Source organism: Sphingobium trunci (assembly GCF_022664535.1).
Classification (GTDB): domain Bacteria; phylum Pseudomonadota; class Alphaproteobacteria; order Sphingomonadales; family Sphingomonadaceae; genus Sphingobium.
This window is the reverse complement of the sequence record NZ_JAKUJY010000002.1, coordinates 175,536-190,501: the sequence shown is the minus strand read 5'-3', so window position 1 is coordinate 190,501 and position 14,966 is coordinate 175,536. Positions and strand designations below refer to the sequence as shown.

Here is a 14,966-nt window from a genome sequence, read left to right as displayed (position 1 = left end):
CATCGTGCGCAAAAGTGGGAGCCGGTTTTGCGCACGATGCGAAAACAAAAAACGTGAGCGCGCGACTTGCGTCCGATTTGACGCAGCGCGCTCTAAAATTCGAAGTTCAGCCGGCCATAATAGAAGCCGCCGCTGGTGCCGTAGGGTGAATATTGGTTGTAGAGGGAGAAGCCGTTGCCCTGCAGCACGGCCGGCAATTTGTTCGGATAGATGTTGAACAGATTGTTCGCGCCCGCGCTCAGCTTGATCCCCTTGCGCAGTTCCAGCCCCAGTTCGAGGTCGAAGATCACCTTGGGATCGATCACCGCGTCCAGCGCGGGCGTGGTGGGATTTACCATCGTCACCTTGCCGTAACGGGTCGCGCGCAGGTTCAGGCTGGCCGGGCCCCTGGTCCAGAGCATGTTGGCGATGAACTTGTCGCGGGGCGTGCCCTTGGTGAAGTCGCCCTGCTTCGACCGGCCGATCAAGACCAGGCCCGAACTGGCGAGCACCGCCGGGACGGCATCGACATGGGTGAAGACGGTCTTGTTGAAATTGGCCGACAGGTTGAACACGGCATTGCCCAGCTCGCCGAGCGGCGCGCGCCATGTGCTGACGATGTCCAGCCCGCGCGTCCGCGTGTCTGCCGCGTTGGAGAAATAGAAGCCTCCCGCCGAGGAAGTGATGCCCGCCGCCGCGAGGACGCTGCGCACCAGGGGCCCCTGCAGCGTTTCCGACAGCAGGATGCGGTCGTCGATCTTGATCTGATAGGCGTCGACCGTGATGTTGAGGCGCGGCGTCGGCGTCAGGACGATGCCCGCGGACAGGTTTTTCGACTTTTCCGGCTTGAGCGGCGTGGCGCCGAGCGCGATGGCCGCGGGCGAGTCGACCGGCAGCGCCGATACCGGCAGCAGCACGCCGCCCACATTGATGGTGGAGGCGGAGGAATAATGCTGCTGCTGGAGCGTCGGAGCGCGGAAGCCGGTGCTGGCCGTGCCGCGCAGGGCAAGCCCGCGCACCGGCTCGATCCGGATCGAGGCCTTGCCGGTGTTGGTGGTGCCGAAGTCCGAATAATCCTCATGCCGTCCGGCCAGCGCGATCTCCAGCCCGTCGACGATCTTCTGTTCGAGGTTCAGATAGGCGCTCCAGTTGTTGCGGCTCCATTCCCCGGCGGCGGAGAGGGGGAAGCCGGTCACGCCCTGCGAGCCCGAGGTCCGCAGTACGCCCCGGTTCGGTCCCGTGGTCGACCGGTAGCCGCCGTCGATGTAGGAGGCTGGATCGCCCGCGCCGATGGCATAGCTGTTCCAGCGATATTCCGCCCCGACCGCGACCAGCAGCGGTTCGGCCAGCCCCAGTTCGAGCGTCTTCTGCAGGTCGAGATTGGTCGTCCACTCCTTGGCGGTGACCGAACCGATATACATGCTGGCCGGGCTGGCCGGGCCGAGCGAGGCGTTGACGACCGAGCTTTCCCGATATTTCACCCAGTCGCGCGAAAAGCTGCTCGACAGATCATAATGGAATGTGTCGGACAGGTCGCCGCGCAGGCCCGCCGCCGTCTGGAAATCCTCGTCATAGATATGGAGGTGCGGGCTGTAGCCGTTGGGGAAGAGTTCGGGAATGTTGTTCGGCGCATCGGGGAAGCGATAGGTGAGCCAGGCGTCGCTATGCCGCCGTGACGCGGTGCCGAACAGGTAGAATTCGATCATGTCGTTGACCGGCAGCGACATGTCATAGGCGAAGTTGACGCCGGAAACCTGCGGCTGGCCGCCCTTGTTCACATTGCGGTCGACGGTCGCCTCGCGCGGGTCGAGCGTGCCGGCGGTCGAGGAGTAGAGCTGGCCGACGCGGGCGTAGAACTGCCCCGGATTGAGGGCGCTGCGATAGGTCCGCCCCTGCAGGAAGGCATCGAGCGTGAAGTGGACATGGCCGCCATCGCCGATGCCGAAGCCCTTGCTGATCTGAAAGCGGCCCTGTTCGCCGCCGCCGTCGGCGGTGCCGCCGCCCAGCAGCGAGGCGCTGCCGCTCGTGTCGTTCTTGAGGAGGATGTTGACCACGCCCGCGATCGCGTCCGACCCATATTGGGCCGACGCGCCGTCGCGCAGCACCTCGATCCGCTCGATGGAGGCGGAGGGGATCAGGTCCAGGTCCGGCGGCGACTGGCCGTTCTGAGTCGTGCCGTTGATGAAGAGGGTGGCGGTGTTGTGCCGCCGCTTGCCGTTGACGAGCACCAGCAGCTGATCGCCCGCAAGCCCGCGCAGCGACAGCGTCTTGACCGCGAAACTGGCGCCTGCGCCGCTGTTGGACACGTTGATCGAGGGCACCAATGTTCCCAGCAGGTCGCGCACCGACTGTTTGCCGCTCGCCTCCAGATCCTTGGCGCCCAGAACGTCGATGGGGGCCAGGCTGTCGGCGACGGTGCGGGTCGTCTGGCGCGTGCCGGTCACGATGATCGGCGCCGACGCATCCTCCGCTTCGGCGGCGGGGGCCATGGCGACGGGCGTCGCGGAGGCTCCCGCAACATTGGCCTGGGCGAGTTGCACGCCCATCGGGCTGTGGCGGGCGGCGGCGCGATTGGCGGGCACGGCGAGCGCGATGACGCCGGCGCCCGCCTCGCTGTGCCGGAGCGCGGTTCCGGCCAGCAGCCGCTCCAGCGCGTCCTCGGTGGAGAGCCAGCCCTGGACCCGGCGGCTGCGGATCGCGGCGACCTCGTCATAGGGGAAAAGGATGCGGACGCCCGATTGCGTCGAGAGGAGGCGCAGCGCGCTGCTCAGGGGCTGGGGCGCGATGTCGAACTTGTGGCGCTGCGAGAGCGTCGCGTCCTTGCCGGTGGCGGCGTTCAGTGCGGAGGGCGAAACGAGACAGGTGGCGAGGGCGACCCCCGCCAGTGCATGGCGAATACGCATGATTGTTCCCCTGTTCCTGACGGCATTTTTGCCGTTCCGGTTCTTCGAACGAAGAGTAGGTCCCGATCCGCCATGGTCGGCAGCGGAACGGGACAGGGAATGACCCCCGATCCGCTATGAATGATCAGAATATCGGCGTGAAACGGGTTATTGTTATAATTATATTACAAAGACTGATCTGGATGGGGGGCATCCGCGCCGGTTTGCAGAAACCAGCGCTGCTCCTTTTCCAGCCCTATGGCGGTCAGCCGCCCGCTGCGGAAGGCGCCCGTGTCGATGCCGATGCGGTTGGGCTGGACATCCACATCCTCGCTGATGCTGTGGCCATGGACGACCATCTTGCCGAACGGGCGGCGATGGTTGAGGAAATCGCCCCTGATCCAGCGCAGATCGGCCGGGATCTGCGCGTCCAGCGGGACGCGGGGGCGCACCCCGGCATGGACGAACAGATAGTCGCCCACGCCGATCTGGTCCTCGCCATCATCCAGGAAATCGATCGCGTCGCGCGGAATTTCGGCGAGCATCCACTCGACGAGCGCCTTGTCGCCCAGGGCCATGGCCTCTTCCGGCGCCAGGCCATAACTGGCCAGCGTCTCGATGCCGCCAAAGCGGCGGAACGGGCGCACCGCCTGGACCTGTCCCCGCGCCGCGGCGATGAACATCTCCTCATGATTGCCCTTGATGAAGCGGACGCATTCGCCCGATCGCGAAAGCTGCATCGCCCGTTCGACCACCTGCCGCGACGCAGGCCCGCGGTCCACCAGGTCGCCCAGCAGGATCAGCAGCCGCGGCAGGGGAGGCCGCCCGGCTTCGTCCCGGGCGATCCGGTCGAGCAGTTCGGCGAACAGGTCGTCGCGGCCATGAATGTCGCCGACCGCATAGACGCGGCAGTCCTCTCCCGCGCTATAAGCAGGCGTGTCCCCCGGCGCTTTCCGGCGGAGGAAGGGGATCAGCATGGCGGGCAGGGCGCGCACATCATGCCTGCCAGTCTCGCACGACCTTAAAGGCGGGGCAATGTAACGCCCTGCTGCCCCATATATTTGCCCGCGCGGTCGGCATAGCTGGTCTCGCAGGGTTCGTTGCCCTGGAGGAACAGGAACTGGCAGGCACCTTCATTGGCGTAGATCTTGGCCGGGAGCGGTGTGGTGTTGGAGAATTCCAGCGTCACATGGCCTTCCCAGCCCGGTTCCAGCGGAGTCACGTTCACGATGATGCCGCAGCGCGCATAGGTCGATTTGCCGAGGCAGATCACCAGCACGTCGCGCGGCACCCGGAAATATTCGACCGTCCGGGCCAGCGCGAAGCTGTTGGGCGGGATGATGCAGCAGTCGGTCTTGCGGTCGACGAAGCTGTTGGCGGCGAAATCCTTGGGGTCCACCACCGCGCTGTCGACATTGGTGAAGATCTTGAATTCGTCCGCCACCCGCGCGTCATAGCCGTAGGAGGAGAGGCCGTAGCTGATGCAGCCGTCGCGCCGCTGGCTCTCCACGAACGGTTCGATCATGCCGTTCGTCCGGGCCTGCTCGCGAATCCATTTATCCGACAATATCGACATTGTTTCAGTTCTTTCCCGGCATGATGCCCAGATCGGCAGGGCCGAAGGCAAAGGGTAGGAGTTGCGCGACGCGATGTTCGGCCACGGCATCGCCATCGGGCGCCGCGCAGTAGATGGCAAGCGTCCGCCCGGCCATCTGTTCGGCTTCGTTCATGATCTGGCGGCACCGCCCGCAAGGCGTGACGATCGCATCGCCGCTCACCGATCCGTCCGCGCCCATCGCGCCGCCCACCACCGCGATCGCTTCCACATCGGCCAGGCGCCCCTGCGCGTTGACCGAAGCCAGTGCGACCGTCTCGGCGCAGAGGGACAGGCCGTAGCTCGCATTTTCGAAATTGCTTCCGGTCACGATCGCGCCATCGGTCAGCCGCACCGCCGCCCCGACCGCGAAACGGCTGTAGGGCGCATGGGCGTGGGCCATCGCCGCCCGCGCCGCCTCTATCAATGACTGCTTCGCACTCACGGCGCCATCACATCCCATCTGACCGGACCTTCGACGCCGTCGATATGCCGCATATCGCTGGCTGTCCACATCACCCATTTCCGCTTTTCGGCGTCGGGGGGAAAGAAATTCCCTTCCAGCCACAGCGTCCGGTTGATCCGCGAGGCGATGTCATATTCCGCGTCGAAATCGTCGGAAAGATTGAGCACGACGGGCGTGCCCGCATGGCTTTCGATCAGATTGACCAGCGTGTTCAGCTCCGACAGCACGAAATCCTGGCCCGGCCGCGCCCGGCACGCGGGATCGAAGGCCAGCCGGATCACCGGAGGCAGGGCCGCATTGTCGCGCGGCACCGTCGTGATGAAGCGCGTCGCCTGATCGGCCGCCCTGGCGCACAGGCTGAAATCCAGCACCGCGCCATAGCGCATGCCGGCCGCCTGCACCTGTTCCCAGTTGCGTTCGAAGGCGGGGTCGCGGAACTGCCCGCCCTTGGCCGCGCGAATATAGGCGAAGTCTGCCCCCTGCGCCGCCAGCGTGCCCCATTCGATCGGGCCGTTGTCGGACGAGACGGACACGCCCTGGGCCGGAAACGCCTTCCGGTCGGGCGCCCAGTCGCGCGCATAGAGCAGCAGCCCCAGGCCGATCAGCCCGAAGATGGCGAGAATCGCGAAAATACGGGCCAGCAACTGGCCGAAACTCAACTGACGGATGCCCCTTACCCCTTGATGTGCAGAACGCAGATCAGCGTGAAGAGGCGGCGGGCCGTATCGAAATCGACCTTGATCTTGCCCCCCAGCCGCTCGATCAGCGTCTCGGCGGCGGCATTGTGGATGCCCCTGCGCGCCATGTCCACCGTCTCGATCTGTGCGGGCGACGCATTGCTGATTGCCTGATAATAGCTGTCGCAAATGGCGAAATAGTCGCGGATCGGGCGCCGGAACCGCCCCAAGCCGAGGATGATCGCCTCCAGCGGATCGCCATTCTCCCGCTTGATCTCTATGACCAGCCGGCCTTCCTCGACCCGCAGGTGGACCCTGTAGGGGCCGGCATAGCCATCCTCATGGACGCGCTGCGGTTCGAAATGATTTTCCTCCAGCAGGTCGAAAATGGCGATGCGCCGTTCCTGCTCCACATCGGCGTTGCGCCAGAGAATCGTCCGCTCGTCGAGCGTGATATCGATGATGCGCGGATCGGCCATGGGCGCTATGGTCAGTGCGGTGCCGCGCGGCGAAAAGCAAGGGGGACTCTTGTCCACAGCTTTTCCCGGCCGTTTCAAGCTTGTGGCTTGCGCGGCGCGGCGGTCGCGGCGATGAGGGGACAATGGTCGAACTCGTGCAAATCAATGCTGCCACGGAAGCAGCCCTTACCGAACTGCCCCGCAACGTCGAGGCGGAGGCGGCGCTGCTGGGCGCGCTGATGATCGACAACCGCATCGCCGAAGATGTGCAGTTGAAGCTGAAGCCGGAGCATTTCTTCGAGCCGCTGCATGGCCGCATCTATGAAGCGGTGATGCGGCTGGTCGAGCGCGACATGGTCGCCAATCCGGTAACGCTGAAGCCGATGCTGGAGCAGGACCCGGCGCTGAAGGAACTGGGCGGCGCGGGCTATCTGGCGCAGCTTACCGGCAATGGCGCGGCGCTGCTGGGCGCGCGCGACTTCGCGACGCAGATCTACGACCTTGCCCTGTTGCGGCAGCTTGTCCAAGTCGGGCGGGAACTGTTTGAAAATGCTCTGGATACCAGCGAGGACGTCAATCCGCGCGAGCAGATCGAGCAGGCCGAGGTCGCGCTCTACAAAGTGTCCGAGGGGGAGGGGGAAACCGGATCGGTCAAGAGCTTCGCGACCGCCACCACCATGGCGGTTCAGGTGGCCGAGCGGGCGCTCAACAGCGGCGGCCATGTGTCGGGCATCACCACCGGCATCAACAGCCTCAATGAGAAAATCGGCGGCATGCACAATTCCGACCTGATGATCCTGGCGGGCCGGCCGGGCATGGGCAAGACGTCGCTCGCCACCAACATCGCCTATAATGCCGCCTCGCGCTGGCTGAGGGACCATGCCGACGGGATTCCGCCGGAAAAGAATATGGGCGCGAAGACCGCCTTCTTCAGCCTGGAAATGTCCGCCGACCAGCTTGCCACCCGCGTGCTGGCCGAACAGTCGGGGATCAGCGGCGAAGCGCTGCGCATGGGCAAGATCAGCCGGGCCGACTTCCAGAATCTCTCTCGTGCGGCGCGCGAGCTGCAGGAACTGCCGCTGTTCATCGACGATACGCCGGGCCTGACCATCGCCGCGCTGCGCACCCGCGCCCGGCGGTTGAAGCGGCGGCACGATATCGGCTTCGTCGTGGTCGACTATCTCCAGCTGCTGCAGGGCACCGGCAAGGGCGACAATCGCGTCAACGAGATTTCCGAAATTTCCCGTGGCCTGAAGACGCTGGCGAAGGAATTGAACTGCCCGGTGCTGGCGTTGTCGCAGCTCAGCCGTGCGGTGGAACAGCGCGAGGACAAGCGGCCGCAGCTCTCCGACCTGCGTGAATCGGGCTCGATCGAGCAGGACGCGGACATGGTGTGGTTCGTGTTCCGCGAGGATTATTATGTCGCCGCCAAGGAGCCGGGGAACAAGGAAAGCGCCGAGCATCTGGAATGGGCGCAGGAAATGGAGCGCATCTACGGCCTGGCCGAGGTGATCGTGGCCAAGCAGCGTCACGGCTCCACGGGGCGCATCCGGATGAAGTTCGACGCCAAGATCACCCGCTTTTCCGACCTGGCGGAAGGCAGCTATCTGGATGATTATGAATAAGCGGGGAGGGCTTGTCCTTGCGGGCTGCGCTTTCGGCGTCATGCTGCTGGCCGGGTGCGCGACGCCGCAGCGCACGGCCGACCATGGCTCGCCCGGTCGGGGCGCCAGCTATGTTGCGATGGGGAGTTCCTTCGCCGCGGGACCGGGCATCACGCAGACCGCCGACACGCCGCCTACGCGTTGCGCCCGATCGAGGGACAATTATGCGCATCAACTGGCTCGCAAGCGTGGATTTCGGCTGACGGATGTGAGCTGCAGCGGTGCCAAAGCCCTTCATCTGCTGGAGAAATGGGCCGAACTGCCGCCGCAACTCGATGCGCTGACTCCGGACACCGCGTTGATTACCGTCACGGTCGGGGGCAATGATGTCGGCTATATTGGCGGGTTGATAGGCGCGTCATGCCGTGCGGTCGGCGGCAGTTCCTGCCTGCCCGTCATGGACCCGGGCGAACAGGACTGGCAGGAACTGGAAGCGCGCATGCGGGCCATGCTGGCGGAAATGCGCCGCCGGGCGCCCCATGCGCGGATCATCGTCATCGATTATCCCGCGGTCCTGCCTGACGGGGGGCAATGCCAGGCGACGCCATTGCCGCCGCAACAGGCGGACAGGAGCCGGGCGATCGCAGCGCGTCTGGCCCGGTTGACGGCGGAAGTCGCCCGCCAGTCGGGGGTCGAGCTGTTGCAGGCATCCCGTTTCACCCATGGTCATGATGCTTGCGCCGCCGATCCATGGATGAACGGTTTCAATGCTTCTGCGGATTGGACCAGCTTCGTCCCCTATCATCCCAATCTGGCGGGAATGACGGCGGTGGCCAATGCGCTCGATCACATGATCGACTGACCGTCGCTATCCGCTGACAAAGGCCTGGAAGACCAGAGCCAGGCCGACCATGCTGATCAGATAGGCGATCGTCCGCACCACCGGCACGCCCATGCCGTAGAGCGGCAGATATACCGTTCGCGCGCCCAGCCACAGCCACCCGCCGATCGCGGTCAATCCGCTGGTCTTGCCCGCGATCACCACGCCGAGCAGCGTGATGATCGCGATCGGATAGGTTTCGAGGAAATTCGCCTGCGCGCGCACCAGCCGCCCACCGACGGGATCGAGCGGCGGCAATTCCTCGTCCCGCGCGCCCATATTCCATTTGGTGCCATATTGCCGGGTCTTGATATGCGCCGCCGCGAAGATGTGAACCAGCAACAGCACGCAGCTCCACGCCAAAATCTTCAGCTCAACGGCCATATCGTCCCTCCTGTCAGTCCGGCATCACCGGCAACCATATCGCGCTCGCGCCGCCCGCGCCATAATGCACGCTCTGCGTCGCGACCTTGTAATTGCCCTTCTTCGCGTCGAAGATGGACGGCACGAAGCTCTGCGGATTGCGATCGTAGAGCGGGAACAGGCTGGATTGCACCGTCACCATGATGCGGTGGCCCGGCTGGAACAGATGGTTCACATTGGGCAGGCCGAATTTGTAATTCTCGACCTTGCCCGGCACCAGGGCCTGCGGCTTGTCGAAGCCGTGGACATAACGGCCGCGATAGATCTCGATTCCGATCGGGAGCTGATAGCCCGCCATCTTCGGGACATTGCTATATTGATCGGGATAGACGTCGATCAGCTTGACCACCCAGTCGCTGTCGGTGCCGGACGTGGCGGCGAACAGGTCGACCATCGGCTGCCCCGCGATATGCACCGGCTTGTCCAGCACCGGCGTCATATAGGTCAGCACATCGGGCCGCCCGGCGACGAAGCGCTGGTCCTTCACCAGCCAGGTCTTCCACGCATCATCCTTGTTCGGCAGCACCGGGCGGGGAAGGTAGGGCACGGGCTTGGCGGGATCGGAGACATAGCTGTCGCTGCCCTCTACCCCCGGTCTGGTCCAGCTCAGCCCGTTGCCCGCCGACAGATAGAGCGGCATCGCCTTGCCGCCCGGCCATTTCGCCATCACCTGCCATTTGTCGGCGCCCGTCTCGTAAGTGAGGGCGCCGGGCATCTTATATCCCTTGGGAGGATTGTCCTTCAAATAATGGTCGAGAAAGGGTTTCATCGTGTCCCGGCGGAACTGGAGGCCGGTATCGCCCGCGAAATCCAGGTCGCCCAGATGCGATCCGTCATAGTTGACGCCGCTATGCCGCCATGGTCCGATGACCAGGCTCACCATGTCGCCATTCCTGTCCTGCGGCTTCAGCGCCCGGTATACCGCCGGGGCGCCATAGCTGTCCTCCTGGTCCCACTGGCCCACGACCAGCATGGTCGGCACGGTCAGCTTGCGACGGGCCAGCAGCTTGTCGACGGCCTGTTCCTGCCAATAGCCGTCATAGGTGGGATGCTCCATCAGCTTGCGGGAGAAGGGGAAGGCGTCCAGCCCATAGGCGCGCGCGAAATCGCCCGCCGACCCCTCGGCCAGATAGGCGTCATATTCGTCGCCCGTGCCATAGGGCACGCCGCCGCCGCCCTTCTTCGCGGTCTGGCCCAGCACATAGTTGAAATTGGGCTGGCGGAAGGCGCCGTTATGGAACCAGTCGTCGCCGATCCAGCCGTCGACCATCGGGCTTTGCGGCACGGCGGCCTTGAGCGCCGGGTGCGGATCGATGAGCGCCATCAGGGAGGTGAAGCCGAGATAGGAGGAGCCGGTTATTCCAACCTTTCCATTGCTTTCCGGGACATTCTTCACAAGCCAGTCGATAGCGTCATAGGCGTCCGTGCTATGGTCGACTTCGGTATGATTCAGCGGCCCGCGCAAGGGCCGGGTCATCACATAGTCGCCTTCGGAGCCATCCAGCCCGCGCACGTCCTGATAGACGCGGATATAGCCGTCATTGACGAATTCGGCGTCGGCGACCGGCAATATCTCCTCGATCTTCTGGCTGCGGTTGCGCGATGTCGCCTTGCCCGCATCATAGGGGGTGCGGCTGAGGAGGATCGGGCCGTGGGTCGTGCCCTTGCGCATGACGATGACGGTGAACAGCTTCACGCCGTCGCGCATCGGGATCATCACTTCGCGCCGGATATAGTCGGCCTGGTCGCGGACGGGGTCATAGGCCTTGACCGTGTCGGGCGTCATCGGGTCGATCTGGGCGCCCAGCGGCGGTCCCAGCACCGTCAGGGTCAGAGCGAGAATGGAAACCCGTGCGAACAGTCTCATGGCGTTGCTCCCTTTGCAGGCGCAACGGTTAGTTGTTGAACGACTGTATGGCAATGCGGCAGTTTTCCCTCTCCCACCGGGAGAGGGGAAGCTCAGAAGACCGGCTGGTTGGCCGGATCGTCCGGATCGGCGGCGGGCGCGGGGATCGGCGTCACCGGCGAGTGGATGCCGCATTCCACCTTGTCCCACCCGCGCCAGCGCCCGGCGCGAGGGTCTTCGCCCGGCAGCACCTTGGACGTGCAGGGTTCGCAGCCGATCGAGAGATAGCCCTGCGCCTCCAGCGGATGGCGGGGCAGATTTTCCGCGTCGAACCAGGCCTCCAGATCGTCCTTGGTCCAGTCGCCCAGCGGATTGATCTTCAGCCGACCATCCTCCACCTCGAAACGGGGCAGGTTCTGGCGCGTCACCGACTGGAACGCCTTGCGCCCGGAAATCCAGGCGTCCAGCCCCTGCTTCGCGCGGTTCATCGGTTCGACCTTGCGGATTTCGCAGCAGCCGTCGGGGTCGTAGGACCAGCGCAGGCCAGTCTCGTCCTTCTGGGCCAGCACCTGCGCGTCGGGAGTGACCGACCGGCTGTCGGTGAAGCCGAGCGTCCGGATCAGCGTATCGCGATAATCCAGCGTTTCCGAAAACATCTTGAGCGTATCGACGAAGATCACCGGCACGGTCTTGTCCGCCTTCGCGACCAGGTCGAGCAGCACCGCGCTTTCGGTGCCGAAGGAGGAAACGACCGCGACATTCCCGGCCAGTCCCTCGGCAAAGACGGCCTTGAGCATCGAGAGCGTATCGACACCTTCGAAACGCGCGTTGAGCGCGTCCGCCTCGGCCTGGGTAAAGGCGGGGCGGGCGTCGATGACGTCAAGCTTGCGGGCAGGTTCAGCCATTCACTCTCTCCGGGTGCCGTTTCGCCCACACCGGGCGGCGGCCATCGACGGTCTTCTGATAGACGTCGGCATAACGATTGAGGGCACGTTCGACGGCGGCATCGTCCAGCGCCTTGTCGGGCCGGAACGTGTCGAAGCCGCAGCGGCGCATGGCGACGAGCTGGTCCACCAGCACATCGCCCACGGCGCGCAGTTCGCCTTCATATCCAGCTTCGCGCAGGATGCGCGCGGCCGAATAGCCGCGCCCGTCGCCATAGACCGGGAAGTTGACCTCCACCAGCGACAGGCGGTCGAGATAGGGCAGCAATTCGCGCGCATCCTCGCCCGCCTCGATCCTGACGGCGGTCGAGTTGGACTGGCCGGTGAAGGATTCGACCGTCACGGCCGGTTCCTGTGCGGCATCGCCTTCGCGGAAGGACAGGAACTCAACCATAGATCGCCTCCTTGAAGGGCTTCATGCCAAGACGGCGATAGGTGTCGAGGAAGCGTTCGCCTTCCTGGCGCTGCGCGACATAGAGGTTGGTCACCTTCTCGATGGCATCGACCACGCCATCCTCCGAGAAGCCGGGGCCGGTGATCTGGCCGACGCTGGCGTCCTCCGCGCCCGATCCGCCGAGCGAGAGCTGGAAATTCTCCACGCCCTTCCGGTCCACGCCCAGCACGCCGATATGGCCTGCATGGTGATGGCCGCAGGCGTTGATGCAGCCGGAAATCTTGACCTTCAGCTCGCCCAGATCCTTTTGCCGTTCGGCCGAAGCGAAACGCTCCGACAGCTTCTGCGCCAGCGGGATCGAGCGGGCATTGGCAAGGCTGCAATAATCGAGGCCGGGGCAGGCGATGATGTCGGTGATGAGGTCCAGATTGGCTTCGGCGAGGCCCGCTTCGTCCAGCTTCTGCCAGATGGCGTGGAGGTCCGCCTTCTTCACATGCGGCAGGACGAGGTTCTGCGCATGGGTCACGCGCAGTTCGTCGAAGCTGTAGGTTTCGGCAAGGTCCGCCACCAGCGCGATCTGTTCGGCCGACGCATCACCCGGAATCCCGCCCTTCGGCTTCAGGCTGATGTTGACGATGGCATAGCCCGGCTGCTTGTGCGCCGCGATCTGACGATCGACCCACAGGGCGAAGGCCGGATCGGAGCGGTCCAGATCGTCGCTCAGGCCAGCCTCATAGGCCGGGTTCGCGAAGAAGGGCCGGATGCGGTCCAGTTCCTCGGTCGGCGGGTTGAGGCCGAGCTCACGCATATGCGCATACTCCTCCTCGACTTGGCGCTTATATTCCTCGACCCCCAGTTCATGGACGAGGATCTTGATCCGCGCCTTGTACTTGTTGTCGCGGCGGCCATAGCGGTTGTAGACGCGCAGGCAGGCTTCCAGATAAGAGACGATCTCATCTTCGGGCACGAAGTCCCTGATTTGCGGGGCAACCATCGGCGTGCGGCCCATGCCGCCACCGGCATAGACCTCCGCGCCGATCCGGCCGTCGCGCGACACCAGCTTGAGGCCGATATCATGCAGCCGCATGGCCGATCGGTCTTCCTCGCTGGCGATCACCGCGATCTTGAACTTGCGCGGCAGATAGGTGAATTCCGGATGGAAGGTCGACCATTGCCGCAGCAGTTCCGCCCAGGGACGCGGATCGGTCACTTCATCCGCCGACACGCCCGCATATTGGTCGGACGAGATATTGCGGATGCAGTTGCCGCTGGTCTGGATGGCATGCATCTCCACCGTCGCCAGCTCGGCCAGGATATCGGGCGCATCGGCCAGCTTGATCCAGTTATACTGAAGATTCTGGCGCGTGGTGAAATGGCCATAGCCCCTGTCATATTTGGCCGCGATCTCGCCCAGCTTGCGCATCTGCCTGCCCGACAGCGTGCCATAGGGAATGGCGACGCGCAGCATATAGGCGTGGAGCTGGAGATAGAGGCCGTTCATCAGCCGCAGCGGCTTGAACTGGTCCTCCGTCAACTGCCCGGCCAGGCGGCGCTGGGTCTGGTCGCGAAATTCCTCGACGCGGGCGTCGACGATGGATTGGTCGTAGCTGTCGTAACGATACATGGTCAGATCACCCAATTGCCGGCATCGGCATCATTCGGTTTCAGCGTCAGGTCGGGGCGGACGGTCGGCCCCAGGGCGCGTATGCGGTCCTTGATGTGCGCGGGGCGCACGCCGCCCGCCTCGACCGTGGCGTCGATCACATAGGCGCCCACGACGCGCAATGCGGCTTCCTCGGCCCGCGCCATTTCCTCGCCCTTGTCGCCCACATCGGCGGAATCGCCGACCTGCCGCGACCAGCCATCGCCCGCCCACCAGATCACGTCCCCGGTGCTGAGGTCATTGCCGGTCAAAATCTTCACTTATCTGTCTCCACCCCGATAAATTCCTGCGCCGCCCATCCGGCCAGCACATCCTGCGCCAGCGCATGGGCCGCCACGTCGCCGACCACGATCAGGGCCGGACTCTTCACCTTTTCTCGCGCCACCATGTCGCCCAGATCGGCGAGCAGGGTGCGCAGCGTCCGCATGTCGGCGCGCGTGCCGTTTTCCAGCACCGCCACGGGGATGCCTGGGCTGACGCCGTCGGCGATCAGCTTGTCGGCAATGTCCGCCGCCGTGGCCACGCCCATGTAGATAACGAGCGTCCGCCCGGCACCCGCCAGGCCGGACCAGTCCTGATCCGTCAGCCCCTTGCACTGGCCCGCGACGAAAGTCACCGCGCTTGCTGCGTTGCGATGGGTGAGGGGAAGCTGCGCCTGCGCCGCGCTGCCCATGGCGGCGCTGATCCCCGGCACGATCTCCACCGGCACGCCGGCGGCGCGGCAGGCCTCCATTTCCTCGCCTCCGCGCCCGAAGATGAAGGGATCGCCGCCCTTCAGCCGCACGACCGCCCGCCCGGCCAGCGCCAGTTCGACGAGCAGGGCGTTGATGCCGTCCTGCGGCAGCGAATGGCGGCTGCGCTGCTTGGCGACGGAAATCAGTTCCGCATTCGCCGATGCCAGCGCCAGTATCTCCGCCGAAACCAGCCCGTCATGCACGATCACCTCCGCCTCGCCGATCAGGCGCGCGGCGCGCAAGGTCAGCAGTTCCGGGTCGCCCGGACCCGCGCCGACGAGGTGGACAGTGGCAGGTGCAGTTTCAGCCATGCTGGCCACATGGCGAAAGTGGCCAATGGTTTCAATTGAGAATGCTTTGCCCGACGCGAAGGAAAATTTGGGGGCGGGCCAATTTATAATGTATCGGCGGCGCTGCGGGAC

The 14,966-nt window shown here is 64.7% G+C and carries 15 protein-coding genes; 2 read left to right on the top strand and 13 right to left on the bottom strand.

Features of this window, described 5'->3' with window-relative positions; translation table 11 throughout:
- Positions 1-92: 92 nt before the first annotated feature.
- The 6 genes from MJ601_RS02995 to MJ601_RS02970 form a co-directional block, all read right to left on the bottom strand.
- Positions 93-2,882: a TonB-dependent receptor plug domain-containing protein gene (locus MJ601_RS02995; RefSeq protein WP_242123101.1), complete on the bottom strand. Its 2,790-nt coding sequence runs from the start codon at positions 2,880-2,882 to the stop codon at positions 93-95.
- Positions 2,883-3,046: 164 nt separating this feature from the next.
- The gene (locus MJ601_RS02990; protein WP_242123318.1) at positions 3,047-3,838 is read right to left on the bottom strand and encodes a metallophosphoesterase; all 792 of its coding nucleotides are present in this window, start codon (positions 3,836-3,838) and stop codon (positions 3,047-3,049) included.
- A gap of 44 nt (positions 3,839-3,882) precedes the next feature.
- Entirely contained in the window at positions 3,883-4,437 is a 555-nt protein-coding gene (dcd, locus tag MJ601_RS02985; protein WP_242123099.1) for a dCTP deaminase, read from the bottom strand.
- Between the two features lie 4 nt (positions 4,438-4,441).
- Entirely contained in the window at positions 4,442-4,918 is a 477-nt protein-coding gene (locus MJ601_RS02980) for a cytidine deaminase (RefSeq protein WP_242123098.1), read from the bottom strand.
- Positions 4,897-5,562 (bottom strand): GH25 family lysozyme, encoded by a 666-nt coding sequence (locus MJ601_RS02975; RefSeq protein WP_242123316.1) that lies wholly within the window; start codon positions 5,560-5,562, stop codon positions 4,897-4,899. Before MJ601_RS02975 ends, MJ601_RS02980 begins: the two co-directional genes overlap by 22 nt.
- A 32-nt stretch (positions 5,563-5,594) precedes the next feature.
- Positions 5,595-6,077, bottom strand: coding sequence for a UPF0262 family protein (locus MJ601_RS02970; protein WP_242123314.1), 483 nt, complete (start codon positions 6,075-6,077; stop codon positions 5,595-5,597).
- A 122-nt stretch (positions 6,078-6,199) separates the two neighbouring features.
- Here MJ601_RS02970 and MJ601_RS02965 point away from each other — a divergent pair, with 122 nt between their 5' ends.
- Complete coding sequence (locus MJ601_RS02965) at positions 6,200-7,681, top strand: replicative DNA helicase (protein WP_242123096.1); 1,482 nt, start codon at positions 6,200-6,202, stop codon at positions 7,679-7,681.
- On the top strand, positions 7,674-8,522 hold the full coding sequence (locus MJ601_RS02960; RefSeq protein WP_242123094.1) for an SGNH/GDSL hydrolase family protein: 849 nt from the start codon (positions 7,674-7,676) through the stop codon (positions 8,520-8,522). The genes MJ601_RS02965 and MJ601_RS02960 overlap by 8 nt, the downstream gene beginning before the upstream one ends.
- A gap of 6 nt (positions 8,523-8,528) precedes the next feature.
- On the opposite strand, the gene MJ601_RS02955 is transcribed toward MJ601_RS02960, so the two are convergent.
- From MJ601_RS02955 to cobA, 7 genes are all read right to left on the bottom strand, one after another.
- Positions 8,529-8,924, bottom strand: coding sequence for an MAPEG family protein (locus MJ601_RS02955; RefSeq protein WP_242123092.1), 396 nt, complete (start codon positions 8,922-8,924; stop codon positions 8,529-8,531).
- A gap of 13 nt (positions 8,925-8,937) precedes the next feature.
- A complete protein-coding gene (locus MJ601_RS02950; RefSeq protein WP_242123090.1) occupies positions 8,938-10,830 on the bottom strand; it encodes a CocE/NonD family hydrolase in 1,893 nt (630 codons plus the stop codon).
- Positions 10,831-10,922: 92 nt separating this feature from the next.
- Complete coding sequence (locus tag MJ601_RS02945; RefSeq protein WP_242123088.1) at positions 10,923-11,714, bottom strand: phosphoadenylyl-sulfate reductase; 792 nt, start codon at positions 11,712-11,714, stop codon at positions 10,923-10,925.
- Complete coding sequence (locus tag MJ601_RS02940) at positions 11,707-12,147, bottom strand: DUF934 domain-containing protein (RefSeq protein WP_242123086.1); 441 nt, start codon at positions 12,145-12,147, stop codon at positions 11,707-11,709. Before MJ601_RS02940 ends, MJ601_RS02945 begins: the two co-directional genes overlap by 8 nt.
- On the bottom strand, positions 12,140-13,771 hold the full coding sequence (locus tag MJ601_RS02935) for a nitrite/sulfite reductase (protein WP_242123313.1): 1,632 nt from the start codon (positions 13,769-13,771) through the stop codon (positions 12,140-12,142). The genes MJ601_RS02940 and MJ601_RS02935 overlap by 8 nt, the downstream gene beginning before the upstream one ends.
- Positions 13,772-13,773: 2 nt before the next feature.
- Positions 13,774-14,070, bottom strand: a complete 297-nt coding sequence (locus MJ601_RS02930) for a DUF2849 domain-containing protein (protein ID WP_242123083.1) — start codon at positions 14,068-14,070, stop codon at positions 13,774-13,776.
- Positions 14,067-14,855 (bottom strand): uroporphyrinogen-III C-methyltransferase, encoded by a 789-nt coding sequence (gene cobA / locus MJ601_RS02925; RefSeq protein ID WP_242123081.1) that lies wholly within the window; start codon positions 14,853-14,855, stop codon positions 14,067-14,069. Before cobA ends, MJ601_RS02930 begins: the two co-directional genes overlap by 4 nt.
- Positions 14,856-14,966 lie beyond the last annotated feature (111 nt).

Bases quoted from the DNA above. Each gene is read 5' to 3' on its own strand.
- MJ601_RS02995 (WP_242123101.1), bottom strand. From the start codon at position 2,882: ATGCGTATTCGCCATGCACTGGCGGGGGTCGCCCTCGCCACCTGTCTC.
- MJ601_RS02990 (WP_242123318.1), bottom strand. From the start codon at position 3,838: ATGCTGATCCCCTTCCTCCGCCGGAAAGCGCCGGGGGACACGCCTGCT.
- dcd (WP_242123099.1), bottom strand. From the start codon at position 4,437: ATGTCGATATTGTCGGATAAATGGATTCGCGAGCAGGCCCGGACGAAC.
- MJ601_RS02980 (WP_242123098.1), bottom strand. From the start codon at position 4,918: ATGGGATGTGATGGCGCCGTGAGTGCGAAGCAGTCATTGATAGAGGCG.
- MJ601_RS02970 (WP_242123314.1), bottom strand. From the start codon at position 6,077: ATGGCCGATCCGCGCATCATCGATATCACGCTCGACGAGCGGACGATT.
- MJ601_RS02965 (WP_242123096.1), top strand. From the start codon at position 6,200: ATGGTCGAACTCGTGCAAATCAATGCTGCCACGGAAGCAGCCCTTACC.
- MJ601_RS02960 (WP_242123094.1), top strand. From the start codon at position 7,674: ATGAATAAGCGGGGAGGGCTTGTCCTTGCGGGCTGCGCTTTCGGCGTC.
- MJ601_RS02955 (WP_242123092.1), bottom strand. From the start codon at position 8,924: ATGGCCGTTGAGCTGAAGATTTTGGCGTGGAGCTGCGTGCTGTTGCTG.
- MJ601_RS02950 (WP_242123090.1), bottom strand. From the start codon at position 10,830: ATGAGACTGTTCGCACGGGTTTCCATTCTCGCTCTGACCCTGACGGTG.
- MJ601_RS02945 (WP_242123088.1), bottom strand. From the start codon at position 11,714: ATGGCTGAACCTGCCCGCAAGCTTGACGTCATCGACGCCCGCCCCGCC.
- MJ601_RS02940 (WP_242123086.1), bottom strand. From the start codon at position 12,147: ATGGTTGAGTTCCTGTCCTTCCGCGAAGGCGATGCCGCACAGGAACCG.
- MJ601_RS02935 (WP_242123313.1), bottom strand. From the start codon at position 13,771: ATGTATCGTTACGACAGCTACGACCAATCCATCGTCGACGCCCGCGTC.
- cobA (WP_242123081.1), bottom strand. From the start codon at position 14,855: ATGGCTGAAACTGCACCTGCCACTGTCCACCTCGTCGGCGCGGGTCCG.